Origin of the sequence: Nocardia camponoti, from assembly GCF_014646135.1 — a bacterium.
Lineage (GTDB): Bacteria > Actinomycetota > Actinomycetes > Mycobacteriales > Mycobacteriaceae > Nocardia > Nocardia camponoti.
Genome location: NZ_BMMW01000002.1, coordinates 1,404,679 through 1,431,267 on the forward strand (window position 1 = coordinate 1,404,679; position 26,589 = coordinate 1,431,267).

The 26,589-nt window shown below is 65.1% G+C and carries 26 protein-coding genes; 11 read left to right on the forward strand and 15 right to left on the reverse strand.

The window, feature by feature from the left end; translation table 11 throughout:
- Window positions 1–141: 141 nt before the first annotated feature.
- Window positions 142–765: a superoxide dismutase gene (locus IEX78_RS14465; RefSeq protein ID WP_188829387.1), complete on the reverse strand. Its 624-nt coding sequence runs from the start codon at window positions 763–765 to the stop codon at window positions 142–144.
- Between the two features lie 110 nt (window positions 766–875).
- Entirely contained in the window at window positions 876–1,487 is a 612-nt protein-coding gene (locus tag IEX78_RS14470) for a hypothetical protein (RefSeq protein ID WP_188829388.1), read from the reverse strand.
- A 343-nt stretch (window positions 1,488–1,830) separates the two neighbouring features.
- Here IEX78_RS14470 and IEX78_RS14475 point away from each other — a divergent pair, with 343 nt between their 5' ends.
- From IEX78_RS14475 to IEX78_RS14490, 4 genes are all read left to right on the forward strand, one after another.
- Window positions 1,831–2,190 (forward strand): rhodanese-like domain-containing protein, encoded by a 360-nt coding sequence (locus IEX78_RS14475; protein WP_188829389.1) that lies wholly within the window; start codon window positions 1,831–1,833, stop codon window positions 2,188–2,190.
- Between the two features lie 112 nt (window positions 2,191–2,302).
- The gene (locus IEX78_RS14480) at window positions 2,303–3,262 is read left to right on the forward strand and encodes a DUF4328 domain-containing protein (RefSeq protein WP_229683960.1); all 960 of its coding nucleotides are present in this window, start codon (window positions 2,303–2,305) and stop codon (window positions 3,260–3,262) included.
- On the forward strand, window positions 3,259–4,026 hold the full coding sequence (locus IEX78_RS14485; RefSeq protein ID WP_188829391.1) for a glycerophosphodiester phosphodiesterase: 768 nt from the start codon (window positions 3,259–3,261) through the stop codon (window positions 4,024–4,026). The genes IEX78_RS14480 and IEX78_RS14485 overlap by 4 nt, the downstream gene beginning before the upstream one ends.
- 50 nt (window positions 4,027–4,076) lie before the next feature.
- Window positions 4,077–4,994: a DUF5926 family protein gene (locus tag IEX78_RS14490; RefSeq protein ID WP_188829392.1), complete on the forward strand. Its 918-nt coding sequence runs from the start codon at window positions 4,077–4,079 to the stop codon at window positions 4,992–4,994.
- Window positions 4,995–5,320: 326 nt separating this feature from the next.
- Here IEX78_RS14490 and IEX78_RS14495 read toward each other — a convergent pair whose 3' ends face one another.
- The 5 genes from IEX78_RS14495 to IEX78_RS14515 all read right to left on the reverse strand — a co-directional run bounded on the left by IEX78_RS14495 (window position 5,321) and on the right by IEX78_RS14515 (window position 9,684).
- The gene (locus IEX78_RS14495) at window positions 5,321–5,869 is read right to left on the reverse strand and encodes a ferritin (protein WP_188829393.1); all 549 of its coding nucleotides are present in this window, start codon (window positions 5,867–5,869) and stop codon (window positions 5,321–5,323) included.
- A gap of 68 nt (window positions 5,870–5,937) precedes the next feature.
- The gene (locus IEX78_RS14500; RefSeq protein WP_188829394.1) at window positions 5,938–6,465 is read right to left on the reverse strand and encodes a ferritin; all 528 of its coding nucleotides are present in this window, start codon (window positions 6,463–6,465) and stop codon (window positions 5,938–5,940) included.
- A gap of 9 nt (window positions 6,466–6,474) precedes the next feature.
- Window positions 6,475–7,599: an LCP family protein gene (locus IEX78_RS14505; RefSeq protein ID WP_229684011.1), complete on the reverse strand. Its 1,125-nt coding sequence runs from the start codon at window positions 7,597–7,599 to the stop codon at window positions 6,475–6,477.
- 531 nt (window positions 7,600–8,130) lie between these two features.
- Entirely contained in the window at window positions 8,131–8,898 is a 768-nt protein-coding gene (locus IEX78_RS14510) for a CPBP family intramembrane glutamic endopeptidase (RefSeq protein WP_188829396.1), read from the reverse strand.
- A gap of 42 nt (window positions 8,899–8,940) precedes the next feature.
- Entirely contained in the window at window positions 8,941–9,684 is a 744-nt protein-coding gene (locus IEX78_RS14515; RefSeq protein WP_373291587.1) for a DUF2470 domain-containing protein, read from the reverse strand.
- An 83-nt stretch (window positions 9,685–9,767) separates the two neighbouring features.
- Between IEX78_RS14515 and IEX78_RS14520 the strand changes: the two genes are divergently transcribed.
- Genes IEX78_RS14520 through IEX78_RS14530 form a run of 3 tightly spaced genes read left to right on the forward strand, consistent with a single transcriptional unit; the run spans window position 9,768 to window position 11,785 of the window.
- On the forward strand, window positions 9,768–10,196 hold the full coding sequence (locus IEX78_RS14520) for a hypothetical protein (protein WP_188829397.1): 429 nt from the start codon (window positions 9,768–9,770) through the stop codon (window positions 10,194–10,196).
- Between the two features lie 12 nt (window positions 10,197–10,208).
- Complete coding sequence (gene pheA, locus IEX78_RS14525; RefSeq protein WP_188829398.1) at window positions 10,209–11,120, forward strand: prephenate dehydratase; 912 nt, start codon at window positions 10,209–10,211, stop codon at window positions 11,118–11,120.
- Entirely contained in the window at window positions 11,117–11,785 is a 669-nt protein-coding gene (locus tag IEX78_RS14530) for a histidine phosphatase family protein (RefSeq protein ID WP_188829399.1), read from the forward strand. Before pheA ends, IEX78_RS14530 begins: the two co-directional genes overlap by 4 nt.
- Here the strand turns inward: IEX78_RS14530 and IEX78_RS14535 are convergent.
- The 6 genes from IEX78_RS14535 to IEX78_RS14560 form a co-directional block, all read right to left on the reverse strand.
- Window positions 11,782–12,603 (reverse strand): ESX secretion-associated protein EspG, encoded by an 822-nt coding sequence (locus IEX78_RS14535; protein ID WP_188829400.1) that lies wholly within the window; start codon window positions 12,601–12,603, stop codon window positions 11,782–11,784. The genes IEX78_RS14530 and IEX78_RS14535 overlap by 4 nt on opposite strands.
- Window positions 12,600–13,745: a PPE domain-containing protein gene (locus IEX78_RS14540; protein ID WP_188829401.1), complete on the reverse strand. Its 1,146-nt coding sequence runs from the start codon at window positions 13,743–13,745 to the stop codon at window positions 12,600–12,602. The genes IEX78_RS14535 and IEX78_RS14540 overlap by 4 nt, the downstream gene beginning before the upstream one ends.
- A 30-nt stretch (window positions 13,746–13,775) precedes the next feature.
- A complete protein-coding gene (locus IEX78_RS14545; protein WP_188829402.1) occupies window positions 13,776–14,087 on the reverse strand; it encodes a PE domain-containing protein in 312 nt (103 codons plus the stop codon).
- Between the two features lie 131 nt (window positions 14,088–14,218).
- Window positions 14,219–14,569, reverse strand: coding sequence for a metallopeptidase family protein (locus IEX78_RS14550; RefSeq protein ID WP_188829403.1), 351 nt, complete (start codon window positions 14,567–14,569; stop codon window positions 14,219–14,221).
- Window positions 14,569–15,645, reverse strand: a complete 1,077-nt coding sequence (locus tag IEX78_RS14555; protein ID WP_188829404.1) for a septum formation family protein — start codon at window positions 15,643–15,645, stop codon at window positions 14,569–14,571. The genes IEX78_RS14550 and IEX78_RS14555 overlap by 1 nt, the downstream gene beginning before the upstream one ends.
- A 47-nt stretch (window positions 15,646–15,692) precedes the next feature.
- Complete coding sequence (locus tag IEX78_RS14560) at window positions 15,693–17,390, reverse strand: aldehyde dehydrogenase family protein (RefSeq protein WP_188829405.1); 1,698 nt, start codon at window positions 17,388–17,390, stop codon at window positions 15,693–15,695.
- A gap of 43 nt (window positions 17,391–17,433) precedes the next feature.
- Between IEX78_RS14560 and serS the strand changes: the two genes are divergently transcribed.
- The 4 genes from serS (at window position 17,434) to IEX78_RS14580 (ending at window position 23,839) form a co-directional block, all read left to right on the forward strand.
- Window positions 17,434–18,690 carry a serine--tRNA ligase gene (gene serS / locus IEX78_RS14565; protein WP_188829406.1) on the forward strand — a complete coding sequence of 419 codons (1,257 nt, stop codon included), beginning with the start codon at window positions 17,434–17,436 and terminating at the stop codon, window positions 18,688–18,690.
- A 153-nt stretch (window positions 18,691–18,843) separates the two neighbouring features.
- Window positions 18,844–20,589 carry a putative bifunctional diguanylate cyclase/phosphodiesterase gene (locus IEX78_RS14570; protein ID WP_188829407.1) on the forward strand — a complete coding sequence of 582 codons (1,746 nt, stop codon included), beginning with the start codon at window positions 18,844–18,846 and terminating at the stop codon, window positions 20,587–20,589.
- A 287-nt stretch (window positions 20,590–20,876) separates the two neighbouring features.
- Window positions 20,877–22,598, forward strand: coding sequence for an MFS transporter (locus IEX78_RS14575; protein ID WP_188829408.1), 1,722 nt, complete (start codon window positions 20,877–20,879; stop codon window positions 22,596–22,598).
- A 110-nt stretch (window positions 22,599–22,708) separates the two neighbouring features.
- Complete coding sequence (locus tag IEX78_RS14580; protein WP_229683962.1) at window positions 22,709–23,839, forward strand: Gfo/Idh/MocA family protein; 1,131 nt, start codon at window positions 22,709–22,711, stop codon at window positions 23,837–23,839.
- Between the two features lie 188 nt (window positions 23,840–24,027).
- On the opposite strand, the gene IEX78_RS14585 is transcribed toward IEX78_RS14580, so the two are convergent.
- Both IEX78_RS14585 and IEX78_RS14590 read right to left on the reverse strand, forming a co-directional pair.
- Window positions 24,028–25,566, reverse strand: coding sequence for a Rieske 2Fe-2S domain-containing protein (locus IEX78_RS14585; protein ID WP_188829410.1), 1,539 nt, complete (start codon window positions 25,564–25,566; stop codon window positions 24,028–24,030).
- A 46-nt stretch (window positions 25,567–25,612) separates the two neighbouring features.
- Complete coding sequence (locus tag IEX78_RS14590; protein ID WP_229683963.1) at window positions 25,613–26,515, reverse strand: hypothetical protein; 903 nt, start codon at window positions 26,513–26,515, stop codon at window positions 25,613–25,615.
- Window positions 26,516–26,589: the final 74 nt, after the last annotated feature.

Genomic DNA, 26,589 nt, shown 5'->3' on the forward strand with positions numbered 1-26,589 from the left:
CCCGTTGGCGGCCGACGGGAAAGGCTCGTGGTCGCGCGCGCCCGTACCCGGTGAGTTACCCGGATCTCCCCAGATCAGTGGTCCCTGCGGCAAACGAAAGGCCCCCGGCTCCGTGCCGAGGGCCCCTGCGTCTATTACCTCTTATCCGAAGATGAGGCCCTTGCCCTGCGTGGTCGCACGCGCGAAGCGGTCCTGCACGTCGGCCCAGTTGACGACGTTCCAGAACGCGGTCACGTAATCGGCCTTGACGTTCTTGTACTGCAGGTAGAAGGCGTGCTCCCACATGTCGACCTGCAGCAGCGGGATGATGCCGAGCGGCACGTTGGCCTGCTGGTCGTACAGCTGGAAGGTGAGCAGCTGCTGGCCGAGGGTGTCGTAGCCGAGCACCGCCCAGCCCGAGCCCTGCAGGCCGTTGGCGGCAGCGGTGAACTGCGCGCGGAACTTGTCGAACGAACCGAACTTGTCGTCGATCGCGGCGGCCAGCTCGCCCTCAGGCTTGTCGCCACCGTTGGGGGAGAGGTTCTTCCACCAGATGGTGTGGTTGGTGTGGCCACCGAGGTGGAAGGCCAGGTTCTTCTCAAGAAGCAGGATGGAGGCGAGGTTGCCCGAATCGCGAGCGGCCTCAAGCTGCTCGAGCGCCGTGTTGGCGCCTGCGACGTAAGCAGCGTGGTGCTTGGTGTAGTGAATCTCGTTGATCTCGCCGGAGATGTACGGCTCAAGCGCGCTGAAGTCGTAATCGAGTTCCGGCAACGTGTAGACGGCCACGATGTCCCTTTCCGTATGTCGGGGCTGTGCGCCCGATCGGACGAGCACACCAACCTTCATTGGTACACCCGTCCGTGGCAACCGCAAACGCGCGCCCCGAATTCCGTGTTTTAAAGGGGCGGTGCGATGTCGATGTGCGACGCGCGCGTGTCGCCTGAATCGTGGGCTCGCCACCAGCGCTGACCGTCTTCAATGAACTCGGCCATCGCGATGGGATTGCCTGCGGCATCGGTGATTTCAATCCGGTCGAACCAAACGCGCACGTCGAGTTCGCGTGGGTCGATGCCCTCTTCCTGGGAAAACTCGATGACGTGCGCGGAAATTCGCTGATCAAGCACGGTGTCGAAGGAAAGCAGCTCGCTCCAAAGCTGCCAGCCGCTGTCGTCGAGGTCGATGAATTCCCAGCCGTGCAGGCCACCGCCGCCGAAGCTGTCGATGGCCTCGTTGAGTTGTTCGAGGGTCAGGGGAAGCACGCGCGGATCGACGTCGTCCCATTTCTGGATGCGCAACGACGCGGCGACGCGGGTGACGCCGGTGAAGGTGAGCAACACTTTCCGGTCGACTGCGGTAACCGCGTCGACGGGAAGCGTGCGCGCCTCCAAAGCAAGCTGAAGCCGCCCCTGGGCGGCATCAACGTCTACCCCTAGACAAGTGGATTCGGACAAAGCGGTATTCAGGCCGGTGATGTCGAAACTGTCGAGTAGCCCCCTGCTCACGTTCATGCGCTCAGGCTACCGATCTGACCGCCCAGATCCCAGGATTTAGGATTTTCTCTATCGATTTCGTTTTTTATGGAACCGGGAAGGCTCGGGGCGCGTCCAAGTAAGTGTCGGGATGAAAATCGGCGCGCACACCTCGGCTGAGCAGCGCTGTCGTCTCGCCATCGGCGGTAAACGACCGCTCCGGGATGCCGTGGAGGGGAGTCCCGGATCGGTCGTTTCCCCGCAACGCCGGTCGAGACAACAATTGTGTGCTGGATAATAGCTGTGGCTCCGCGCGCCAACGCAACCTCGCACCTGCATCTGGCCTTAGTCACGGAGCGGCGGGTTGGCCTAGGATCGAGGCGTGACGAGCTCAGATGTGTCTTCGGTACCCATCACGGAGGTGCCAGCGGCGTTCGATACCGCGGTGCCGCCCGCCGGGGCACAGCTGTTGGACGTGCGCGAAGCCGACGAATGGGAGCTCGGGCACGCGCCCGGCGCGATCCACATTCCGATGGTCGACGTACCCGCTCGCCTCGACGACATCGACATCGACGCCCAGGTCTACGTAGTGTGCCGTCAGGGCGGTCGATCCATCGAGGTCGTCAAGTACCTCGCCCACATCGGCTATGAGGCCGTCAATGTCAGCGGCGGAATGGTCGCGTGGCAGCAGACCGGTCGGCCCGTCGTCGCTGACGGCGACCACCAAGCCAAGATCTACTAGTCCGAAACGGGGTGCGCGGGTGAGTTCGGTGGTGCAACCATGTGCCCGCTGTGGTGCGCGGTGGGCGGTACAGGGCACGCCGATGCACTGGTGCCCCCGCTGTCGAGGGGTCTTGCTTTCGCCAGGGCGGGTCGACGCGCCTGCCGCGTCACGCAACTACCGCTGGGTCGCGCGCAGGCCCGATCACCGGCTGCGTCGCGGTGCGGTCGGTACGCCAACCAAGGCGCCGCTCGGCCCAACGCCAAGCTATGCCGAAACGCCGCGCTGGGGTCTGCTCGATCCGCCGCCGCGTCAGGTTGAAACCCAACGCGACCGCCTCGATTGGTTCGTCAGCCGCCGCGATCGCCTATTGCGTTCGGCCGCAATCCTTTTCGTATTCGCCGCGCTTGCCGAGTACGGCCGCTACGCGGTCCTGCTGCGCAACCGCACGCGCCTAATTCCGCAATGGCTGCTCGTTTTTTCCGATGCCACCGTGTGGGTTTTCGGCATCGCTGCGCCCATCGCCGCCCTCGTCGCCGCCATCGCGCTCACGGGCTGGTTGGTTCGCGCGCGCGAGTCGGCGTTCGCCGCCGCGGGCAAACGCGACCCACGTGGTCGACTCGCGCTTTTCGCGGGTTGCCTTGTGCCACTTGCCAATTTGATTTGGCCTGGGGTCTTCCTCACGGAACTGCTCGGTCCCGATCCGAATCCGCGCAAGCTACAAGCCGTCCGAATCTGGTGGGCTGCTTGGGTTTTCGGAGCGGTGCTGCTGGTTGTCGGCACGATCTGGCGCGGCGCGTCGTCGCTACAGGCCGAAGCCGACGGCGTTTCTTTCGCCGGTTTCACCGACCTTTACGCGGCAGCGTTCGCCATCCTCACGCTGTGGGCCGTGCGCCTGCTTGAGGGCCGTGACCTGCGCGGAAAGCCGCGTTCAACACATCGACTCGTGCGCGCGGCCGACCCAGCGCAGGTGGTCATCGCACCGCTTGAGCCCGCGTCAACGCAAGATGCGCCCAGCGACAAGGATGTGGTTGAACGCGCGGAGTCGGCCGAAACAGGCGAGAATGCGCAAGAGGAGGTTTTGGCCAAGTGACCGAAGGCAATCGCGCGCCATTCGTCGTCGCGCACCGCGGCGCGTCCGCTGCGCTTCCTGAACACACTCTCGCCGCATACGAACTCGCGCTGGCCGAAGGTGCCGACGGCGTCGAATGCGATGTTCGCCTTTCGCGCGACGGGCATCTCGTGTGCGTGCACGACCGCACCGTCGACCGCACTTCCGACGCGACGGGCCTGGTCAGCGAACTTTCGCTCGCCGAATTGCAGGACATGAACTTCGGCACCGAGGACGCGCCGTCGACGGTGCTCGCGCTCGCCGACCTCATCAGCCTCGTCCTCGATTGGCGGGAACGGCCAACGAAGCTGTTCATCGAAACCAAGCACCCCGTGCGCTACGGCGCGCTTGTCGAAAACAAGGTGCTCGCCGAATTGCAGCGCTTCGGCATCGCGACGCCAGCGTCGGCCGATCATTCGCGCGCGGTCGTGATGTCGTTCGCGGCAACGGCAGTCTGGCGTATTCGCCGCGCCGCGCCGCTGCTACCGACTGTGCTGCTTGGCGAGTCGTCGCGTTTCCTTGGTGGCGGCGCGGCTACGACGGTCGGTGCGACAGCGGTTGGCCCGTCGGTGAAGACATTGCGCGAGCACCCCGAACTGGTCGACAAGGCAGCGGCGGCCGGTCGCGCGACGTACTGCTGGACCGTCGACGACGCCGACGACGTGAAGCTGTGCGCCGATCTTGGCGTCAGCTGGGTCGCGACCAACCACCCAGGTCGCACCAAGGCGCTGCTCGCCGAACTGTGAGTTGGGGGTGCGGCGCAACCGGCTCGCGCCCGCGCCCATAAACTCCGTGCGTGGGTAAAAGCAAGCGGAACAGTCCCAAGCCCGACAGCAATCGGGCGGAGCGTCTCGCGCAGCGGCGCGCGGCGCAAGAGCAGGCGTCTGCGGTCGTCACTCGACCGTTCGAAGGCCTTGCCGCCGAATGTGATCTGGTGGCGCTGCGGGAGTTCGTGCCGTCGGCGACCGCGACCTTGAAGCTAGCGCCCGGCGTTGCAGCCGAGCGTGAGGTCATCCTCGCGACCGTGCTGCCCGGCGCGGTTGCCGCGTTGGTTCGCGCTGGCGACGAGCCCGTCGCGTTTGTCGGAACGCAGACTCAGCATCAAAGTGACGACCCGGCTGCCGGTATCGCCGCGGCGATCCTGTGGACCCAGGGTGCCGAGCCGGGCGACTCGCTGCCGAAGCCGTCGATCGAAGGTGGCGCGCGCCTGGCCGACGTGATCGACCCCGGTGCCGACCTCGAACTCACCGTGCACAACGACTTCGACTGGTGGGTGCCCGAGGGCGTCACGCCGGATCCGCAGGTCGCGGCGACGATCGAGCAGGCCAAGCAGGCCATCATGCCGTCGGCGCGCTTGAACCTTGGTGGCGACGGCGTCGGTGCCGCGTGGTGGGTCGACGCTGGCGAGAAGGCTCACGTGCGCTGGGTGCGCCCGGAGAACGAAGACGACCTGATGCTCGCGCTGGCTCGCGTGCATGCGCGTGGCGGCCTGCACATGGGCGAAGGCTCGCGCTTCGCCGGCTCGTTCCGCACGCACGGTCTGCTCGTTCCGGTGTTCGACCTTGATCCCGAGCGGCACCCGACCGAGTGGGAAGCACCGGCGCGCGAGTTCGGTGCTCGTCTTGCCGAAGCGCTCGCCGACACTTCGCCGATGACGGGCGAAGAGCGGCGTTCGCGTGATGGTCTGCGTGCGCGTCAGGTGACGTTGCGCTAAGTCCTAGGAACAAAAGGCCGAGTCGTTTCGAACGACTCGGCCTTTTTTGCGTGAACTTTATGAAATGTATCTATTTCAAACTTGCTGGTCGGTTAGGTTGCGCTAGCGCTGACATTCGGCGTTAGACGAAAGCAGAGGGAAAAATGGAATTCTTGGGATCGATCGCTGGCCTCGCGCAGATCGTGATTGGCACCATCCTCGCCAACACCGGCTCGGGCGGTTCGGGCTCGGGCTGGTAATCCCCAGCGCCCAAAGTCGAACACCCGCACTCAGCGCTGATTCGCACCCGATATGCGGCGGGTTCGAATCAGCGCTGACGTGTTTTCCTAGACCGCGCCACCTGCGACAGCGGGACCACCCGAAGCCTCGGGCGGCGTGCTCATTTCCCGCCACAGGAAATCTTCCAAATCGAACAGGTTCGAGCCCGCCCGATCGGCGATGTTCACCAACGTCGTCATGTATGCGACTTCCTCAACCTGCTCCTTGAGGAACCACTGCATGAACTGTTCGCCCAGGTAATCGCCCTCTTCGCGGGCCGTGCTCGCGAGCTGAACGATCTGGTCGGTGACGGTTTTCTCCTGCGCGAGCGCGAGTGCGATCGGCTCGCGCGCATCAGCGAACTTCGACTTAGCCGCGTCGACGCCCGCGATCTCAACACTGATATCGCGATCGACGAAATACTGCACGATCATCATCGCGTGATTGCGTTCTTCGACCGACTGGGCGTAGAAGCGCTTTGCCAATTGCGGGAGGTCGTTGTTGTCGTACCACACCGCGATGGCGATGTACTGGTGCTCGGCGTTGAACTCATGCCGGATCTGATCATGAAGCAACTTCAGGAATTTGCTGCGCGGAGGTTCCGGATGAATCGACATGGCGGCCACATTAGCGCTGGCCAGAACGCCTTGTCATCCAAGTGCAGCCTTATTGAGGACAGTATTCCCTAAGTTCCCGCCATGCGCGGCGCGGTGTTATCGATACCAACAACCGGCGTGAGTTCACGTTCGATAAACAATTCGACATCGAATAGATTGCCGTCGCGGTCGAGCACGCGGACAAGCGTGATCAATTCGGCAACGTCAGCGACCTGTTCTTTCAAGAACCACTGCATGAACTGCTCGCCGAGGTAATCGTTAGCCGTTCGCGCTGCCGCCGCGAGTTCCGTGATCTGTTTGGTCGTGACGTGCTCGCACTCAAGCAAGTACGCCATCGCGGCGCGCGGCGAGTCGAACTCCGAAACCACCTCGTCGATACCGCCGATCGACACCGGCTCATCGCGATCAAGCAGGTACTGCACCATGCGCATCGCGTGCCCGTGGTTCTCGGTCGAACGCGGGTACGTTTGGCCAGCTAACTGCGGCAAATCGAGCGAGTCGTAATAGACTGCGGCGGCCAAATACTGCTGCGCCAAGGTGAGTTGGTTGCGGATCTGAGTCCGCAAGAGCTGCGCGAACGAACCGTCGGTGGCCATGAATCGAACCTACCCTGTTCGCAAGTCCGCCGGAATCTGTTGATCGTTGGCGAGTGCGTCGAAGAAGCTCGACGCCTTCGCCTTGTCCCAAACGAGCACGTTGCCGACGTCGGTGTCGGAGAAGCCGCCGATCGGAACCGTCGTCGTCACAGTCTCGCCACGCATCGCCCAACCGAGCGCACCAAGGTTCCAAATGTGGTCGCCCTCATCGACTTTCAGCGATTTAGCGACACCTGTCGACATCGACCACAGCGCGAACGGGTTGACGATCGTGCCGATGCTCGTCGCCTTTTTCAGCAGCGCGGCCATGAACATGCGCTGGTGCTTCATGCGATCGACGTCGGCGAGCGGCGTCGCGCGGGTGCGCACGAAACCGAGGGCATCGGGGCCGCTGAGTTTCTGGCAGCCAGCGGGCAGGTCGAGGCCGGCGAGCGGGTCGGAAATCGGTTCGTCGAGGCACACGTCGATGCCGCCGAGCGCGTCGACAACGCTGGCGAAGCCGCCGAACCCGATTTGGGCGTAGTGGTCGATGCGAATGCCAGTCGCCTGTTCGACGGTCTGGGTCAGCAGCGGCGCGCCGCCGAACGCGAACGCGGCATTGAGCTTGTCTTTACCGTGGCCGGGGATGGGCACGTACGAGTCGCGGGGGAGGCTCACCATCGTGGTCGGCCCCGAGCCTGGGATGTGGACGAGCATGATCGTGTCGGTGCGTTCGGGGCCAACATCACCGCCGGTCGCGAGCTCTTTTTCCTGATCGGCAGTGAGCCCCGCGCGACCGTCGGAACCGACGAGCAGCCAGTTCGTTCCCGGGGTGTCGGCTGGCCGGTCGGGGTAGTTGGCAAGCGCGTCGATGCGGGTCAGCGAGTTGTCGAGGTACATCACGCCCGCGATCAGCGCGACGATGAGCAGGATGCCGGTGAAACTGACCCAGCGCAGCGGGCGACGGCGACGACGCGGTCGAGGCTGACGGCCGTTCGCCGCGGGCGGCGCGGGGGGAGGCGTACGGCGACGCGGGGGCAGCGGGTCGTGATGCGGGACCGGTCGCTGGGTTGGCGCGTGGCGCTGTTGCGCGGGCCGTTGCGTCGGTGGCGGTGTATGCGGACGCGGCTGCGGTTTCGGCGCGGCGGGCGGCATTTGCGAGTAGGCGAGCGGTTCGTTGCCGCGCCCGTCGCGGTGGATGACGGCCGTCGGTTCGACGTGGGATGCGCCCGGGGGCGGACCGCCGGGCGTGTGCCGAACGGTCGCGGCGTCGGTGGGCGCGCCGGGAATGCGGCGTGTTGGGCCGTCGGCGGGCGGGTTGTGCCGAACCGTGGCAGCGTCACCCGGCGCGCCGTGCGGTCCAGGCCGACGAGGCGGCGGGCCACCCGGCTCGACGTGCGGATACGCGCCGTGTGGGTTCGCATGAGGCTGGTTCACATGTGGCTGATGATTCTGTGGCGGCTGGCCGGGCTGCGGCGGGCGCGGTCGTGCCCCGGGTCCCGCAGGAGGCGGCACCCGGCGCATACGTGGATCCTCGCGGGGTGCGTCGCCGTTCATCACCGGGAACTCTACTTCTCGCTAGCGCGCCACGCGGGCTGCGCGACGGATTACTTATGCATAGCTTGCGATAGATGCCGCGTTAGCAGGACTTATGTCACGTTTGTGACCCTGGACGCGGGCGCGCGCCTACGGCAACCACGAAACGCGTCCCCGTAAGACGTTGTACCCAACGTAGGCAACCGTGTCGATTACCGCGTGCGCGACGATCAGCGCCCACAGCCGGTTCGTCCGCTGCCAATATCGCGCGAAAATTACGCCCATCACCACGTTGCCGATGCCACCGCCAAGGCCCTGGTACAGGTGATAACTGCCGCGCAACAGCGACGACGCGACCAACGAGCGGTTGTCCGACCACCCGAGCTGACGCAGTCGCGTGATCAGGTACGCGACAACAAGCACTTCCTCGGCGACGGAATTCGCGCAAGCCGACAACACAAGTACCGGCAACCGCCACCAATGCTCCGACAGCGAACTCGGAATGATCGTGACACTCACGCCGAGCGCATGAGCGGCCAAATACAGTGCGAGACCGGGCAATCCGATGAGCGCGGCAAGCCCGAGCCCCTGCACGATATCGGGCCGACGAATCCGCGCGAGGCCGATCATGCGCGGCCCAATCCCGCTGCGCCACAACAGATAAACGCCGAGCGCGGCCCACGCGAGCAGTCGGGTGACGCCAACCAGTTGGAATGCCAGGTCAATGACCGACTGGGCCGAACGCGACGCGTTCAACGCGACGGTACGGCCACCGATGCCGCCGGGCGAAACAACCGAATCAAGAAGGGACAGTGCCGAACTCAACCCGCTGAGCCCGAAGGTGACAAGCAGGACGATGGCGATCTCGACCCGAATGCCGAAGCGTTCTTTGTCGGTCAGCTCAACGGGCGCACGCATTCGCGCAGTGTATGCGGCGAAGCTGGCAAAACCGGCGTGCGCTTAGCGGTTGCGCAAACCGTTGCGGAACGGGCAGCCAGCCAGAATCCGCACCTGCATGCTGAGCGATTCGATATCGCAAGCGGGCGCGCTGAACGGTAGGCGTAGGTCGTGATCGCCGGTGACGTGTTCGACGCGCAGCGTGATTCCGTACTGGTCGATGGCGAGCGGTTTTACGACCCCACCGCGCAACCGTGCGGGTAGGTGGCGCGACAACTGCGCGACGATGTCGGCGTGGTCGTCGGCGAGATGCTGCAACCACGAGTCTTCCCAGTCGGCGAACGGGTCGATGCTCGCCGCCCGCAGCTCGACCTCGTCGGCCAATTCCGCGCCCGTCGCATTCGCGAGCACCGCCGACGCGACGCGCACCCGAACGAGCGTGAGCCCATGCCCAATGTCGAGCAGCATCGGATGCGCGAACTCCTTGGCCACCTCAACGGCCAGCGCCCGTTGCGCTTCGACCGGCACCGTTCGCACCTGCCCGCGCAACCACACAAGCGCCCGCACGGGTTCGCGCAGCGGCAGCGGCGCGTGGTCGGTGAGCTCGACAACCGCGGACGTGCCGTCGGCGATGACGACGTCGTCGCGAACGGCAAGCACCACGTCACCGCATTGCCGCAGGTGGTGGACAACAACCTCAACCGGCTCAACGGCTGGCAGCGCGAGCGTCGCCGTCTCCGCATGGCGACATGCGCTGCGCACCCGCTCCGCCGTCGACGGCCCGATCATCGTGCTCGACTTCACCACACCAGCCTCCCGTTAATTAGGTAAACCTAAGCTAAGTCAACCGACCGTGAAGTGCAACACCATCGCCGATCTAGGGTGGTCGTATGACGCATGACGACCACGACGACAACGCAAAACACAGCGAGCCCGTCCTCGTCACCCTGTCGGCCCCGGCCCGAAAAAGCCTGGTCGCCGACCTAGTGCGCCCACTCAACTCGGCGAAATCGTCCGCGCCAACCATCGACGCCGACATCCCCGACGAAGAACTCGCCGCCTTCCTCGCTGGCATCCCGCACACCGACACCGGCTACATCGCCCGCACCGAAAGCGGCGAGCGCGCGGTTGCGGTTGTTGCCGCGACGGTTGCCGCGATCTGCGGATTCGACATCATCGGTGCCCTGCGCAACCCCGACATCGACTTCGTCCGCTCGCTGAAGCCGCCAGCGATCGAAGCGACAAGAACCGTGCTGCTCGCGATCGAGACAAGTTCCGAAGCGCAATTGCGCGAAGCGCTCGCCACGTTCGCCCCGTAATAAGCTGGCAACATGCGCATCGCCTACTTCGGCCCGTCCGGGACCTTCACAGAGATGGCCCTTGCCCGGTTCGAAGCTGCCGATGCCTTCGACGCGCCGGTAGAACGCGTGCCAGCGAAAAGTCAGGGCGCTGCCCTTGAGCTGGTGCGCTCCGGCGAAGTGGACGGCGCTGTTGTGCCGATCGAGAGTTCCGTCGAAGGGTCGATCCCCGCCACCCTCGACTCCCTCGCCGTTGGCCCACGCCTGCAAATCATCGGCGAAACCGAACTAGAAGTGGCGTTCACAATCCTGGGTCGGCAAGGAACCGAGCTCGCCGACGTGCGCTCGCTTGCCGCGTACCCCGTTGCCTTCGCCCAGGTTCGCGACTGGGTTGCCGCGAATATCCCTGCCGCCCAATCGGTTACGTCGGCGTCGAACGCGGCCGCCGCCGAAGACGTCGCGGCTGGCCTCGCCGACGCCGCCGTTTCCACCGCGCTCGCTGGCGAACGCCTCGGTCTTGCCGTGCTTGCGAGCGGCGTTGCCGACTTCGACCAGGCCGTCACCCGCTTCGTGCTCGTCACCAAACCCGCCGTTGCCCCCTCTCCGACCGGTGCCGACCGCACCTCAGTGGTTCTCGAACTACCAAACGAACCCGGCTCGCTGATGCGCGCCTTCGCTGAATTCGCCACGCGCGGAGTGGATCTCACGCGAATCGAATCGCGCCCAACCCGTACTGGCATGGGCACCTACCGCTTTTATCTCGACTGCGTTGGTCACATCGACGACCCCGCCGTCGCCGAAACGCTCAAAGCCCTGCATCGCACCGCCCAGGTGCGCTTTCTTGGATCGTGGCCCGCATCATCGGCGATCGGAACGCCTCCTCCCGCCGACGAACCTGCCGCAGAATGGTTAACGCAACTGCGAAAGGGGATCGTCGATTTATGAGCACCGCCGCCAAGCTCGTACTGGTTCGCCACGGAGAAACCGAAGGCAACGTCGCCAAGCTGCTCGACACCAAACTTCCCGGTGCGCCCCTCACGGAACGTGGGGTGGCACAGGCTAAGTCGTTTGGCGCGAACCTCGTGCGACCCCCGCGACTGCTTGTCTCGTCAGAAGCGTTGCGCGCCAAGCAAACTGCCGCGCACATCGCCGCTGCCGTCAACCTGGAACCCCAGGTGCTCAATGGACTATACGAAGTTCAACTGGGCGAGCTGGACGGCCGTGGCGACCGCGAAGCCTTCGAAGCTTTCGAAACCATCTACACCGACTGGCACTTCGGCAACCTTGACGTGCGCGCCCCCGGCGGCGAATCCGGCCAAGAAGTACTCGATCGCTTCCTGCCGGTGCTCAACGATCTACGCGCGACGCATCTGGAAGCAGACGCGGAAGGCGACGTACTCGTTGTAATCCACGGTGCCGCAATGAGATTGGTCGCCAAGGCCCTGACCGGCTTCGCGCCGGAGTTCTCCGCGACCAATCACCTCGACAACACCGAAACTATCGAACTACTCCCTGTACCGAGCGGTGGCTACCAGTGCTTGCGCTGGGGCAAACTCACGCCACCGTTCGACGTTCGGGAACATCAGGAGACCGACGACCCGATGGGCTAGTTGCGCACCGGGAACTCGGCACGCAGCGGCAGCGACTCGATGAGATCCGCTATCGCGGTACGCAACCTTGCCGCTGTGCCGCTGGCGACCGACGACCACTTCACCCCGTCTTCGGCCAAACTCGCGGTGATGATGAATCTGCCCGCGCGCGTGTTGAATACGGCGATGTGGTTGTCGCCGATGGTGCGCGTGCCCTCGCCGTAGGCAACCCCGACGATCTCGGCGTAGGAGTGGATTTCCACCAGCGCTGATGCCAACGTCTGTGCGTCGGTAGCCGGTTTGGCTACGTTGCTGAGCCGCTCGGCAGTGGCCGCGACATCGCCGGTATCGCCGAAAATCGGGGCCAGTTCCTCCGTTGGTGCGTTAAGCCCATACAGCTCAAGCGCATCGGCGGTACCCAGCGCTTGCGCCACCGCGCCCGGCAGGTCCAACCCAGCGTCGTCGATGACGTAGGAGTCGGGCCCACGCAACGCGACGACCGCGCGGTCTTCGCCTTGCGCGAGACAGAACCGGTTGACCTGAGCGCCAACCACCCAGCGCAGCGCGATGATCCACTGCGGGCGGTACAGCACCCGAAGCCGCTCGGCCAATTCCGGCGCGACAACTTCGCCAAAAAGTAGTTCGCGCTCGGTGAGGGAGGCGGCAGCCGCTTGCATCGCCTTATCGTGCGCGGCGACATTGTCGTAGCGACCTAGCGCGTCGAGCACGACCGGCATCTCGTCGAATTGCAGTGCCTCCAAAAGGAACTGCATCTCGTCGAGGGAAAGGACTACTGCCTCAAGGAGTGCGCCTGAGCCTCCCGCACCGAGCACTGTCATTTGGCCGACCCGGCGAGGTCGGCACCAATCACGCCTTCGGCGGCGTAGCGACCGTCGGTGAACGCGTCGGCGTCGCGACCGTAGTCGTTGGCCTTGTGCTCGGCGTCTTCCTCTTCCTTTGCCCCCGCACCGCGACCCATGAGCGGGTTACCGCCAGTGGCGGCTGTGCGGGCGGGAGCGGTTTCAGCACCACGCGTGATAACCGACTCGGTGGCAGGCGCACCCGCCGCGACGTTGGCCTGCGGCGCACCCCAGCCCTCGGGCAGCTTTAGCGCCGACCCGTTGAGCGAAACTCCGCCAAGCCCAGCGGCCGAGACGGTGGACGTGCCGCAACCAAGGCCCGAAACCGCGGGCGCGCTAAGCGCGGTACCAGCGGGAAGGGTGGCGGTTGCGGCAGGCACGGTGCCCAGTGCGGCGGCGGCAATGTTGCTTGCGGTGCCAACACCGGTGCTGACCACGCTGCCAGCAACCTGCGCGGCCTGGCTAGCTGCACTAGCGATGCCGCCGGGGTTGGCGAGCAACGCCTGCGCGGCGGCAGCGGCTACCTGCACCGGATCGCCACCGAAGGCGTTCTCGCCCGCTTGCGCGGCCGAGCCAGCGCCATTGGCGATAGCGGGCGGCATCGAGAAATCCCCCGGGGTGATGACCGTTGCGGTTGTTGCCGCCTCGTAGGTCTCCATGACGAGCGCCGCGCGAATATCCATCGCGTGACGCGCGACCTCAGCAACCTCGAACGCACCCGAAACGACACCGGGCGGGTTGGCCGACGCGGCTACGGCCGTGTTGGTCGCGATGATCTCGGGCAGGCTGGGCATCGCGAGCGAAGCGACGGTGTACGCCGTTGCGTTGGCGGTGGCCTTCGCGCTCATCGTCGCCGCCATGATGGCCTGCTGACCGGTCCAGTTGAGGAACGGCGCGAGTCGGCCGAGCACAGCGAGACCGTTGATGCCCTGCAAACCAACGCCGACCTCGGCGATAACGCGCGTGATGGTGAAGGATGCCTCGCCCCAAACGGCGGCGAGCGTGCCCCACGACGTGGCCGCTGCCGAGATGGGCACCGCGTGCGCCCCCGCGTTGAGCGTGGTGGAGTTGACTTCGGCCATGCGGGGCAGCCAGAACACCCCGGTGATTCCTGCGGTCATGCTTTCTTCTCCCCTTTTAGATGCGGGCGCTCAGAGACCGGCCGCGGTGATGGTTGCCGCGTGCAGCGCGTCTTCCCCAATGTTGGTTGCTAGCTGCGCGCGCAACGTTGCGGCGGCGTGATGCAGTTCGAGGATGCCCTGTGCGACCGCGCTGTCGTGCGTTGCCGCCGCGCGGTTGAAGTGGTTGGCCGCGAGCAGCGAAACCTCTTCCGCCCCTGACGGAAGCACGTGCGTTGTCGGCCCGGCGAGCATGGCGGCCGCAGCCAGCCGTTCAGCGAGCAGATCGAGCTCCGCTGCGGCGGCGAGCACGATTTCAGGTGCGATAAGAACGTGTCCAACCATGACCCGACTCCTTCTGGTGGCGACTATCGGGAACCACGAGAATTCCCCCTACGAGTGATAGGACGCGCGAGCGGGTCGATCGGTTCCACATTCTCGAAAGATTTCCCCACCCGAGTTTTTCTTGCTGTCTTCTAGCCCCATCCCAGCTCATGCAACCGGTCGTCGTCAATCCCGAAATAGTGTGCGACTTCGTGGATCACGGTGATGACGACCTCGTCGACAACGTCGTCGTCGGAGTTGCAGATGTCAAGGATAGCGTCTCGGTAGATCGTGATGGTGTCAGGAAGCGAACCCGCGTAGTAGGAATCGCGTTCGGTGAGCGCGATGCCGTGATAGAGCCCGAGCATGGTCGGGTCTTCGTCGCTGCGCGCTTCAACGAGCACGACGACGTTGTCCATCGCGTTGGCGAATTCGGGCGGAATCTTGTCGAGTGCGTCGCTGACCAACTCTTCGAAGCGGGCAGCCGACATCGAGTGCGGCATTACCGCGGCTGTGGTTGCGGCGGGAGCGGGGCGGCGCCGGGCAGGGGAGCGGGCGTTGACCTGCCGGTTTTCGGCGGCGCGACCGGCGCTTGACCGTCGATGAGAATGTCGCCACGCGCGGTGCCAACGATCGACGCGAACCCTTCGCGATCAGCCCCCTTGCCAAGCCAGCAGTCGAGCTTACGGCTGCCAGCGAGCCAGCTGTTCGGGTCGAGGTGATCGAAGAACAGCGTGAGGGTTTTGTCGCCGATGGCGTCCGGCCTGCCCAAATAGTCGGTGCTCAGGCGCGTGCATTCGGCTTCGAGGTACTTGTCCTGGTCGGCTTCCGACGGTGGACCGCCGTTGAAATTCGCTGCCAAGTCGACAACGCCAGCGATCTCAACCGCGTGCGGTTGCGCGCAGTCGACTGGGTCGGTCGGCAGGTTTTGGCTGATGCCGAGGCACGTTCCGGGCTCGTGGATCTTGGATTGGTCAGCGGCGGTCACCGAACCTGTCGACGCTGGGCTGTTCGCCGTCGCGGCGACCTGGACTCCGCAGCGCAGCGTGCGGTCGCCGTGTTGCCAACCGGCGGGCGAAGGCGACATCACGTTCACCATGAATTTGCCACGCGGATCGAACCGGCCGCCAAGGTATGCCTGGACCGCTGGCACGCAGTGTTCATCGCGCAGTTCGGTCATGCGCAGCGAGTCGGGATGACGTGTGCCGCCGCTGAATTCACGGCCAGGGTAGGCGTTCAAATCGATCACCGCGGCAACTTCGAACAGGTGCTTCTCGCCGCAATTCACGCGGGCGAGGTCGCTTCGATCGGGCTTTGACCAGGTCAAACAGTCGCCTTTGGCGGCGGAGGAAAACTCGCGGTCGCGGACGACAGGTTCGGAACCGGGCTGATGGGCTTCGAGCCCGGTGTCGTTGTCGAAGCCGATCGCCATGCTCACCAGCGCGGCGATGACCGCGCCAAGCGCGCCGATAACCAGACCCCACCGCAGTTTGCTCGCTGACAAATGCAGCGCTGACCCGCGCCCTGAGGACGCGGGTTGCGAGGATTTAGGTGACCGATCACTCCGCTGCTTAGCCATCGCCGCCCATCATAGGAGTCGCGCGCGCGAGCGCGGGTAGGTGACGGTTACCCGCGCAGCGCGGACAGGAAAATGCCGGGCAGACGACTGAGTTTGCCGTCGCCGTAGAAGCCGGTCAGCGCTTTGCCGGTGCCGGTTCCGGTCTTGTTCGAAACGAACCACGGCGGCTTCGGGCTCAGCACGAATTCGCCAGCGAACACCGCGCGCGGCGCTGGCCGGAACGGGCCACGGACGACGGTCCGTTCCACGTCATCGAGCAGGAACGCGTTGTGGACAACGCCGACGCCGCTCTGGATGTCGTCGAGCACGTGGCCGGGGAACGCGCCCCAACTCGCGCGCGGCGTGAGGAACGCGAGACCGGTCCACGCGTTCACCGCGACCGTCCCGTAGCGCAGCTTTTCGATCGCGTCGTCGAGGGCATTGCCGAGTTCGTTGATGGTTCGCGGGTGCACGATGAGGTTCGCCCCGAGCGTGCCGATCAGCTCGTCGTTCGCGAAAGTGACTGCGGCACTGAGGAATTCACTCCCCGTACCGGGCAGTTCAACAACGCCGAGCACGGGCGAGAAGTACTCGGTGCGCAGCAGCGGGGTGTCGCTGGTCGGGAGGTTTTCCACGAGGAGGCGACCGTTCGCGCGCTGGCTTTCGGGATAGTTCGACAGCGCGTCGGCAACGCGGTTGTCGCTGCCCGGGTAGTACGCGGGGCGCGCGGGCGCGGCGTCAATGGCACTACGCAGCTCGGCGAGGAACTGCTTTTTCTGCGGCCAATCGGCGCTCAACACCAGCGTCTGTGCGGCGACACAGTTGTAGCCACCGTTGTGGAGCCGCATGGTCGCGACGTGTTCGGCCTGGAACTTCAGATCGGCATCCGACCAGTCGCCGGGCACGACGATTACGGGCGCGACGCCGCCGAGTTCGCTGGTAATCGGCTTGGTCAGCAGGGGCTCGCCGGACTTCTTGCGGGCGGCACCTTCCTCGCCGACACCCCACACGATCGCGTCGTGCGTCGGCGCGCCGCCGGTCATATGCACGTGGTCGACTAGGTCGTGGTTCACGAGGTAGCCGCCCTCAGCAGCGCCACCGGTGAGGATGCGCACGAAGCCAGCCTCGATAAACGGCGCGAAAACCGTTTCGAAAACCTCAAGCAGCGGGTTGGTGATCGGGTTGAGTTTCAGCGCGACAACACGGTTGTTCGCGTAAAGCTCATACAGCGTGTCGAGCGGCGCGATCGACATAATGTTGCCCGCGCCGAGCACCGCGCCAACGCCCCGAGTGGCCGCGGGATCGAGCTGGGCAAGGCCCGCGTTGGCGCGCGCGGCGGCGGCGTCGACACCGGGGCGCAGCCATACATCGGCACTGAAACCGCTCAGCAGGAGCTTGTCGTAGATGCCGTGCGGCAGCGCGGGAACCGAAACGCGACCGCCCGGCGCGCTATCCAGCGCAACGCCGTCAAGGGGGCTTTTGCCCTGTTCAAGGGCGGAAAGCGTCTCGCTCAGCGCGGCCGTTGCGCTAAGCAACGTGGCCGGGCCCGAAAGCCACTCCTCGCCGACGAGCGGGCTGTCGGCGGCAAGCTGCTTGATCACGAGCGCGGCAGCGACCCACGCTTCGGCATTCGCGGCGGTGAGCGCATGGACTTCGTCGAGCAATTCGCGACGCCTGCTCAGAGGCGTTGCGGCCCAGGATTTCTCCCCCCGGGAAAGGTCTGCGAGTGCGGAATCGATGGCGGCGGTGTCGAAAGAGGTTCCCACCCCCGCAACTATGCCCTTTTCAAGCTGACTAGGCTGTTTTCTTATGATCGACCTCCGTTTCGTGCGTGAGAATCCCGATGTCGTCCGCGCCTCGCAGCGTGCTCGCGGCGAGGACCCGTCCCTCGTCGACGCGCTGCTCGAAGCCGACGCCGCCCGTCGTGCCGCTGTCGCGACCGCCGACAACCTGCGCGCCGAGCACAAGGCGATGGGCAAGGTCATCGGGAAGGCAAGCAAGGAAGAGCGCCCGGCGCTGCTTGCCGCCGCGAGCGACATGTCGACCAAGGTCAAGGAAGCCGAGGTCGCCCAGAGCGCTGCCGACGCCGACCTCGACGCTGCCCACCGCGCGCTGTCCAACGTTGTTCAAGAGGGCGCGCCAGCTGGCGGCGAAGACGACTACGTCGTGCTCGAAACCGTGGGCACCCCACCGGTTTTCGACTTCGAACCCAAAGACCACCTCGAACTTGGTGAGTCGCTGAAGCTGCTCGACATGGAACGCGGCGCGAAGGTTTCGGGTTCGCGGTTCTACTTCCTCACCGGTTACGGCGCGCTGTTGCAGATGGGTCTGTTGCAGCTTGCCGCGCAGAAGGCCGTCGCGAACGGCTTCACGATGATGATTCCGCCGGTGCTTGTTCGTCCGGAAATCATGGCTGGCACGGGCTTCCTCGGTCAGCATTCGGCCGAGATTTATCACCTCGAAGAGGACGACCTTTACCTCGTCGGCACGTCGGAGGTGCCGCTCGCCGGCTTCCACTCCGAAGAAATCCTTGACCTTTCCGAGGGCCCGAAGCGCTACGCCGGCTGGTCGTCGTGCTTCCGTCGCGAAGCGGGCAGCTACGGCAAAGACACGCGCGGCATCATTCGCGTGCACCAGTTCGACAAGGTCGAAATGTTTGTCTACACCACGCCTGACCAGGCCGAAGCCGAACATCAGCGCCTGCTCGCGTGGGAGCGTGAGATGCTCGCCGCGATCGAGGTGCCCTACCGTGTCATCGACGTTGCCGCTGGCGACCTTGGGTCCAGCGCCGCGCGCAAGTTCGACTGCGAAGCGTGGGTACCGACCCAGCAGACCTACCGCGAACTGACTTCCACGTCGAACTGCACCACGTTCCAGGCGCGTCGGCTTTCGGTCCGCTACCGCGATGAGAACGGCAAACCGCAGATCGCGGCGACGCTCAACGGCACGCTCGCGACCACGCGCTGGATTGTCGCGATCCTCGAAAACCACCAGCAGGCCGACGGTTCCGTGCGCGTTCCCGCTGCGCTTGTGCCATTTGTCGGCACCGACGTGTTGCGACCATAATGTGAGTCACTGTTTGCTGGGCGTGCATTTAGCGAATCTGGCAAACATCTAGAGCTCCCTACATTTAGGCTGGTGCACGTGCGAGGAATCGGGGCGCGCGGCGATACCCGAACCCGGGTCCGGGCGGCATCGGCGTTGGCGACGGCAAAGGTTATGGCAAGGACCACCGGAGCGTTCTACGTGCTCGGTGGCGTCCTCGGCCTGATGATCACTGCCGTCGCCCCAGGTCATGACGGCAATCGCGCGCTTGTCGGCATCGCGGCGGCGATCTCGGTGCTGCTTGGGCTCACGCTGCTCGCGTGGGGTCCGCGCATGCCGCACGCGCTGCATCACCTCTACCTCGCAACCGCGACCGTGCTCGTCGCGATCGCGGTTTACGACTTCCCCAACCTGGTCGGCGGCATCACGCTCGCGTCGTTCTTCGTTTTCGTCGCATGCGACGCCGCGCTGTTCTTCGCGTGGCCGCAGGCGATGGCCCATATCGGGTTCGCGATGATCCTGTGTTTGCTTGTGCTGCCAGCGCGTGGGTTGCCGTGGTGGTCAGGGCTGATTCCGGCGGGCGTCACGTTTGGTGCGGGCGTGGTCGTTGGCATTTTGACGCGATTGGCGTCCGACGCCGACATCGACGTGCTCACCGGGCTACTCAACCGGCGTGGTTTCGAAAAGCAGCTCAACCCGGCTATTGATGCGGCAAGTCGCAGTGGGAACGGGTTGTCGCTGGTTTTGGTCGACCTCGACCGCTTCCAGAAGATCAACGACCACCTCGGTCATCGCGCGGGCGACGCTGTTCTCCAGCGAGTTGCGGACAGTTGGCTCGAACTGCTTTCGCCCGACCAGGCACTCGCGCGCTTCGGCGGCGACGTCTTCGCGCTGCTTTTGCCCGACACCACCGAGCAGGCCGCGATTCTGCTCACCGAACAGCTGCGCGCCGCGGTCACGATGGGGTGCTCGGCTGGTGTCACGTCGTGGCAGCCCGGTGAGTCGGCTTCGCTGCTGATTAGTCGTGCTGACGTTGGGCTTTACCGGGCAAAGCAGGCCGGTCGCAACCGGACGGTGCTTGAGTCGTCGCGTCAACTGCCGCTCGCGGTTGAGTTGCGCGAGGCGATTGACCGCGGTGCGCTCGACGTGCACTACCAGCCGATCGTCAGCCTCACCGAGGACGGCGGGCAGGCGGTTGGCGTTGAGGCGCTGCTGCGGTGGTCGTCGAACGCGCAGCCGGAGGTCACGACTGAGGGGCTCATTCGCGTCGCCGAGGAATACGACCTCATCTCCGACCTGGACGAACTCGTTTTGCGCCGGGCGTGCGCGGACGCGGCGCGCTTACAGGAGAGCTTCGAGACGCTCGACCTCACGTTGAATGTGAACGTGTCTGGCCTTGAGTTGGCCGAGCCCGAGTACGCCGAGCGCGTTGCCGGGATTTTGACCGAAACAGGTTGGCCCGCCCAGCAATTGGTGCTTGAGGTGACCGAGAGCGAACTGGCCGCCGAGTCGCAGACGGCCATCGCGAACCTGCACAAGTTGCGCGACCGAGGGGTCCGCATCGCGATCGACGACTTCGGCACGGGTTACTCGTCGTTGAGCCGATTGGCGACCATTCCGAGCGACATTTTGAAGGTCGACCAGTCGTTCGTCGCCGCAATCCGCTCCGATTCCCCCGCCCCGCCGCTGCTTGGGGTAATCGCGGCATTGAGCAAGTCACTCGACTTGCAGGTGATCGCCGAGGGTGTTGAAACGGAATACCAGGCAGCGGTTTTGACCGAACTGGGCTTCGCCCTCGCGCAGGGTTACCACTACAGCGATTCGCACCCGGTTTCGGAACTGATCAACGACCTGAACGGCGACCAGCCCCGTGACCCCGATGATGATGCGATGGCGGCGAAGGGTTGGATCCCGCTTTAGGGGAGTCGGGCGACGGTGGCCGTGATCGGATGATGGTCGAATTCGACGCACGAAGGGCGCGGCCGAGCCGATGATGCGATGGCGGCGAAAGGTTGGATCCCGCTTTAGGGGGTTCCGGCGAAGGTGGCCGTGATCGGATGATGGTCGAACTCGACGCGCGGCGGGGAACGTGACGTTTGTCAGCGCCGGGGATTGACGGAATTCGGTTGACTGGGTTGGTGGCCGGGGCGCAGCATTGAGGGATGCGGATGCTTATCTATCGATGTTGAGTTGAGCTGAGTCAGCGCTTGCGGCCTGGTGATGTGCGTGGGCTGCGGTTGCGTGCTGTCGCGTTTAAGGGTTCGCGCGACCTGCTGCCCATTTACGGGCTTTATGGCGTGTTCTTCGCCGATCATGGGTTGTCGACGGCCCAGATTTCGTTGTTGCTTGCGATCTGGTCGGTAACCGCCTTCGTGCTTGAGGTGCCGTCGGGTGCATGGGCCGACACGGTTTCGCGGCGTGGGCTGCTGATCCTGAGCGGGCTGTTGCAGGCGGCGGTGTTCGCGATATGGCTTTTGGCACCCAGTTTCGGCGGGTTCGCCGTTGGTTTCGTGGTGTGGGGCATCGCGGGGTCGATCGAATCGGGCACCTTTGAAGCGCTGCTTTACGACGACCTCGTAGCGCGTGATGCCGTGGGCGAATACGCGTCGATCATGGGGTGGGCGCGTGCGGCGCAGGAAGCGACGGTGCTTGTCGCGATCGCATCGGCTGGCCCGCTGTATGCGTGGGGTGGATACGCGCTGGTGGGGTGGGTCAGCGTGGGTTTCGCGGTGTTGCACATGCTGACGGCGGTCGCGTTGCCGAGCGCGCCAGTCGCGGTTTCGGTCGGCGATGTTGAGGGGTTGGAGGATGGCGAATCGGGCCCGTTGTCGGGCGCGATTGGGTCGCCGGTCACCGAGCCGCCCCGCTGGGGTTCCGTGGTGATGGACGAGGCCGATCCCGTTGCCGCGCCGCCCGCTGCGGTGGGCGGTCAGGGGCGACCCAGTAACGCCTCGTGCGATGTCGAACCCAGCGCATCCGATAGTGCCCCGCCTACTCAGGAGCCGCCGGTCGCCGAATGCGCGCCCACGCCGAGGAGCGCGGCGCCGACCAGCGCAGCACCCGTCATCGCGGCACCGGTCACTGCGGCGCCGACTGCTGTGACGCCGGCCAGCGCGGCATCCGTCGCCGCGACGCCGCTCGCCGCAGCGCCGATCAGCGCGGCACCGGTCAAGGCGGCACCGACTACCGTTGCGCCGGTCACCGCGACGCCGGCCACCGCGATACCGATTGCCGCGACGTCGAGCACCGCGGCGCCGAGCACTGGAGAAGTAAAACCATCGTCGGCGCGTGGAAGTGGCGAGATCGGGCGTGCCAGCCTGCCGGGCATTCTGCAGTCCTACGTGGAGGTCCTCCGCGTCGGCATCGACGAAGCGCTGCGGGTCAAGCGGGTTCGGCGTGGGGTGCTGCTCGGTGCGCTGCTTTATGGGATCACCGCGTTTGACGAATACTTTGGGCTGCTTGCCGTGTCGGGCGGGGCGTCGGCGGGGATGTCGGCGGTGCTGCTCGGGGTCGTCGTTGTTGGTTCGCTTGTTGGGTCAACGCTAGCCGGACGTGCTGAAACATGGTCTGCCCGTGTGCTTTCCGTGGTGCTCTTCGCAGGTGGAGCCATCTTCATCGCGGGTGCGCTCGTTGTCGGGATCGGCTGGCTTTGGGTGGGGTTCGTCGCCATTGGCATCGGCTACGGCGCGGACTTCACCGCCGAAGTGGTCGCGGGAGCGCGCCTTCAGGAAGCGATCGAAAGTCGGGCTCGCGCAACCGTCACCTCAATTTCCGGCTTGCTTTCGGAGATCGTCGCGCTTGCGGTATTCGGTTTTGTAGCCCTGACCAGCACGTTCTTGTCCATGTCGCTGACGATGGCCTTGCTCGGCGTGATCTTGCTGCTTGGCGCGGTGATGATTCCAACCTGGCTGCCGCCGCGCGCCGACTAGTTCCGCCACGCCCGAGGTGCAGTCTTCTCAGCCGACGCGCCGAGGGCCGCATGGCATATTCGTGCAGGTTCGCGCCTCGACCCCCGACTTCGGCCACTGAGGCGTCGAACGTGCACGATTTTGCTACGTCGAACGCAACCACTTGGTTGCGTTCCAGCGGTATCGGCGTGTCGGGCACGGCCACGTCGGGTTACCCAGCGCGCATAATCGAGGCCGTGGAACAGCTGGGTGTCGCCATCATCGGATATGGGCTCGCGGGCGCGGTTTTTCATGCGCCGCTGATCGCTGCCGAACCTCGGATGCGGGTTGCCGCCGTGGTCACCGGGTCTGACGAGCGCGCCAAGCAAGCTCAAGCAGAGCATCCCGGCGTGCGCGTATACGCCAGCGCCGATGAGCTTTTCGATGATCCGGCAGGGATCGATCTCATCGTGATCGCCTCGCCCAATAACACTCACGCCGACCTTGCCCTGCGCGCGATTGATGCTGGGTTGCCTGTCGTTGTCGACAAGCCGTTCGCTGTCACTTCGGCGGAAGCGGAAGCGGTTGTCGCCGCAGCCGAACAGCGAAACGTCGCGCTTAGCGTCTTTCAAAACCGGCGGTGGGACAACGACTTTCGCACTGTTGAGCACCTCGTCAACTCAGGTGAACTCGGCGACGTTCGCCGGTTCGAGTCGCGGTTTGAACGCTGGCGGCCAGTGCCCAAGGGAACCTGGCGCGACGCTGGGTCCGCCGACGAGGGCGCGGGCATTCTCTATGACCTCGGCAGCCACCTCATCGACCAGGCGCTCACCCTATTTGGCCCGGTCAGCGACGTTTACGCCGAACTCGACAGCCGCCGCCCCGGCATCGCCGCGGACGACGACGTCTTCCTCGCGCTCACCCACGCCAACGGGACGCGCTCGCATTTATGGATGAGCGCGGTCACGCCCCAGCTAGGCCCGCGCTTCCGAATCTTGGGTTCCACCAACGGTTTTACGATCGACGGGCTAGATCCCCAGGAAGCGGACCTCAGAGCTGGCCGCCGACCATACGACGGAAAGCCGTGGGGCGCAACAACTCCCGAAAACTGGGGCACGTTCGGCGCAGGGGAGATTCAACAGAAAATCCCCACGCTAGACGGCGACTACCCCGCCTTCTACGCGCAAATGGCAGCCGCGATCCTGGATGGCACCCCGGTCCCGATCGACCCGCGCGACGCGATCGAAACGCTGCGCATCATCGAACAAGCGCGCGGGGCGTAGCGAGCTCGCGCAATCGCCAGAGCTCCACGCGACGAGGGCAGGCCCAACCGCAGCGGTCCGTCGTGACTATGCCGATACCGGTCACGGGCGAGCGCAGCGCGCATAGCGGGGGCCCACCCTACGAGGACGCCGAGGCTCAAGCTCGCCGCGCGTAACGCGACGACCGCGAGGCCTACCCCATCGAACAGTCAGCCCAACTTCGTCGAGCGCAGCTCATGCCCCTTCGACGTCTTGCAACGTCCCGACTCCAAGTCCCACTGCCACCCGTGCAGGTTGCACGTAAGCGTATTGCCTTCAACCACACCGAATTTCGACAAATCGGCCTTCAAGTGCGGGCAGCGGCGTTGCACTTCCCAGCCGTCGAGTTCAGTGGTCGCCGAGTCGTCGTGAGCCTCGGAGAACCACCCGTCGGCGTAGGCGATGCGTTCGTCAGTGAGGCACTTGAAGAACGTGTACAGGAACTCGTTGTAGCCGCCGATGCGCCACGCTTCGAAGCGGGTCGACAGGAAGATCGTGTTGACCCAGTCGGGCTCGTTGTCGCGCAAAACCGTGCGGACGAGTTCGGGCGCGATGCGGAAGCCGTAGCGGTAGCGACCCTCGGACTCAAGGGGCGCGCGAACCGTGCGGTGCGGGAAGTCGAGGACGATGGTCTCGTCGCCGACAACCAACCCAACCGGGTAACCAATACCATCGCTGATCAGCGACGACTGCTTCATGATCGGCTCGAACAGCTCGCGCAGCGGCTCAAGCAGCGAGCCTTCGCCGGTCTCCCACGTTGCCTTTTCCGCAGCCAAAACCGGGGCGAACCGCTCCGCCATTTCGGCGATGTAGGCGGCTTTGTCGCCGTAGATGCGGTCGGGGTCGAACGGGTGGGTGAGCTCAAGTTCGGAGCCATGCACGTCGGCCGTCGAGCCGGGGATCATCAAGATCCCGCCCTTGTTGCCGTGGATGTTCATCTGGTCGAGGAACACCATCTGATCAGGGAAGATGTTGCCTTCGTCGCCCTGGTCGTCGTTGAGGTAGCGCAGCGCGTCGTCGAGGAACACCGGCGGACCAGCCGACGGGACAACCCACGTCGCGCCGACCTGCTCGATGTAGGAACGCGCGCGGTCCATCCCGCGCTGACGCTTCTGCTTGCCGAAGTTGGCCTTCGTGCGGGCGGGAATGTCGTAGACCGCCGGGTACCAGATCGCGCCCGAGTACTGCAGCAGGTGGATGTCGATCTGGCCGAAGGCGTCGTGGATAACGTCCATGTCGACCGGACGCGCGTCGTTCATGTTGAAGCACACGGTCTCGCCGTCGGAGACGAGGATGCCCGAGTCGCCGATCGGCCCGTCAGCGGGCGCGCGCAGGGCGACGATCATGATGTCGAGCGACCCCTTCGGGCCGGTCACGGTGTGTTTTACCGAGTCGGTCGTCTCGAAGAACTTCGTGAACCCGAGCGCCTCAAGTTCGCGACGCAGGTCGAGCACCGGGTAGTCGGGCAGCAGTACGACCGCGTCCTTGTTGACGTAGCGGCGCAGGTGCTCGGCGTCGAAGTGGTCGCGATGCAGATGCGACACATACAAATAGTCGACATCGCCGAGCGACTCCCAGTCGAGCTGCGAGTTGTCCGGGAACGGGAACCACGAGGCGAAATAGGCGGGATTGACCCATGGATCGCACAGGATCGTCCCGGCCTCGGTTTGGATATGGAAGCCGGCGTGTCCGACGCTGGTGATCTGCACGAGCTGTTCCTCCTGATCCGGCGGTACCAGCCAACCAGGGTAGTGGCTAAACCGTTACGTCACCGATGCAGTAGCCCATTGTCGTGGGCGCGAGGGTGAATGTTCGGGTTTTCGCGGCCCCCGTCGCGGTGCTCACGGGGACCTGAACTGCCAGGTAGCTGCCACGAATGTGATCGGATCGTAGCTCTTGCTCAACAAACGAGGTGACATTGCCTACTTTGCCCGAGTCGCGGGCCAGCGGGGGTGCTGTGGGGTTGCCAGTGCCCTCTGGATCCCAGGTTGTTGTTGTCGCCGCGCAGGTCAGGGGGTAGGTGGCTTCGATGTCGGTCGCGTCGAGGGGTTTGCCGGTCGCGCGAGCGAGGTAGCGGCGGACCGTGTGGCGCGCGTCGGCGTCGTCGTAACCCGGCTCGACACCGGCGGCGAACGACCGCCCGCACGCGTATCCCGATGCGATCGAACGTTGGTCCACGACCACGGTCACCGACCGGTTCCGCCAGACCACGTTCTCGCCCGAAACCGTGCCGGGCTGGGTGAGCGCGGCGAGGACTGATTGGGCGTTGTCGGCGGTGTCGGTGACTGTGCGCGGCGGAATTGACCAGCATTTGTCTTGCAGATCGACGCCGTTGGCGAGGTCATTGGCCCAGCGGCGGACCGCGGGCGCTGCGGCGGCGTTGCCGGGAACCGCGCCGACCTGGGGTGCGTCGGTGGGGACGGGCGGCAGCGTCGACGTTGTCGCGCGAGTTGGGGCTGGTTCGCCGACGGCGATGCTCGGCGCCGCCGCGCTGGTCGTTGGCGTTATCGACGTGACCGCGACAGGCGCCTCTTCGCCAGGAATCCCGACGACGGAATCGCACGCGCTGAGCAGGGTCGCGGTGAGCGCGCCCGCGACCAGCGCGGTTGCCGTGCGTGCGGTAGATGAACGGCCGAGTTCGGGGCGGAAGCGCTGCACTGCGAAATTCCTCTTTCCCAGGTTGTACCCGGTCGCCGGGATCACTGTTTGGGCGCGCGAAGCGGATTCGATGA

Bases quoted from the DNA above. Each gene is read 5' to 3' on its own strand.
- IEX78_RS14505 (WP_229684011.1), bottom strand. From the start codon at position 7,599: ATGCCGCCCGCCGCGCCGAAACCGCAGCCGCGTCCGCATACACCGCCA.
- IEX78_RS14540 (WP_188829401.1), bottom strand. From the start codon at position 13,745: ATGACCGCAGGAATCACCGGGGTGTTCTGGCTGCCCCGCATGGCCGAA.
- IEX78_RS14500 (WP_188829394.1), bottom strand. From the start codon at position 6,465: ATGGCCACCGACGGTTCGTTCGCGCAGCTCTTGCGGACTCAGATCCGC.
- IEX78_RS14545 (WP_188829402.1), bottom strand. From the start codon at position 14,087: ATGGTTGGACACGTTCTTATCGCACCTGAAATCGTGCTCGCCGCCGCA.
- pheA (WP_188829398.1), top strand. From the start codon at position 10,209: ATGCGCATCGCCTACTTCGGCCCGTCCGGGACCTTCACAGAGATGGCC.
- IEX78_RS14535 (WP_188829400.1), bottom strand. From the start codon at position 12,603: ATGACAGTGCTCGGTGCGGGAGGCTCAGGCGCACTCCTTGAGGCAGTA.
- IEX78_RS14495 (WP_188829393.1), bottom strand. From the start codon at position 5,869: ATGTCGATTCATCCGGAACCTCCGCGCAGCAAATTCCTGAAGTTGCTT.
- IEX78_RS14555 (WP_188829404.1), bottom strand. From the start codon at position 15,645: ATGGCTAAGCAGCGGAGTGATCGGTCACCTAAATCCTCGCAACCCGCG.
- IEX78_RS14470 (WP_188829388.1), bottom strand. From the start codon at position 1,487: ATGAACGTGAGCAGGGGGCTACTCGACAGTTTCGACATCACCGGCCTG.
- IEX78_RS14520 (WP_188829397.1), top strand. From the start codon at position 9,768: ATGACGCATGACGACCACGACGACAACGCAAAACACAGCGAGCCCGTC.
- IEX78_RS14530 (WP_188829399.1), top strand. From the start codon at position 11,117: ATGAGCACCGCCGCCAAGCTCGTACTGGTTCGCCACGGAGAAACCGAA.
- IEX78_RS14570 (WP_188829407.1), top strand. From the start codon at position 18,844: ATGGCAAGGACCACCGGAGCGTTCTACGTGCTCGGTGGCGTCCTCGGC.
- IEX78_RS14550 (WP_188829403.1), bottom strand. From the start codon at position 14,569: ATGCCGCACTCGATGTCGGCTGCCCGCTTCGAAGAGTTGGTCAGCGAC.
- IEX78_RS14510 (WP_188829396.1), bottom strand. From the start codon at position 8,898: ATGCGTGCGCCCGTTGAGCTGACCGACAAAGAACGCTTCGGCATTCGG.
- serS (WP_188829406.1), top strand. From the start codon at position 17,434: ATGATCGACCTCCGTTTCGTGCGTGAGAATCCCGATGTCGTCCGCGCC.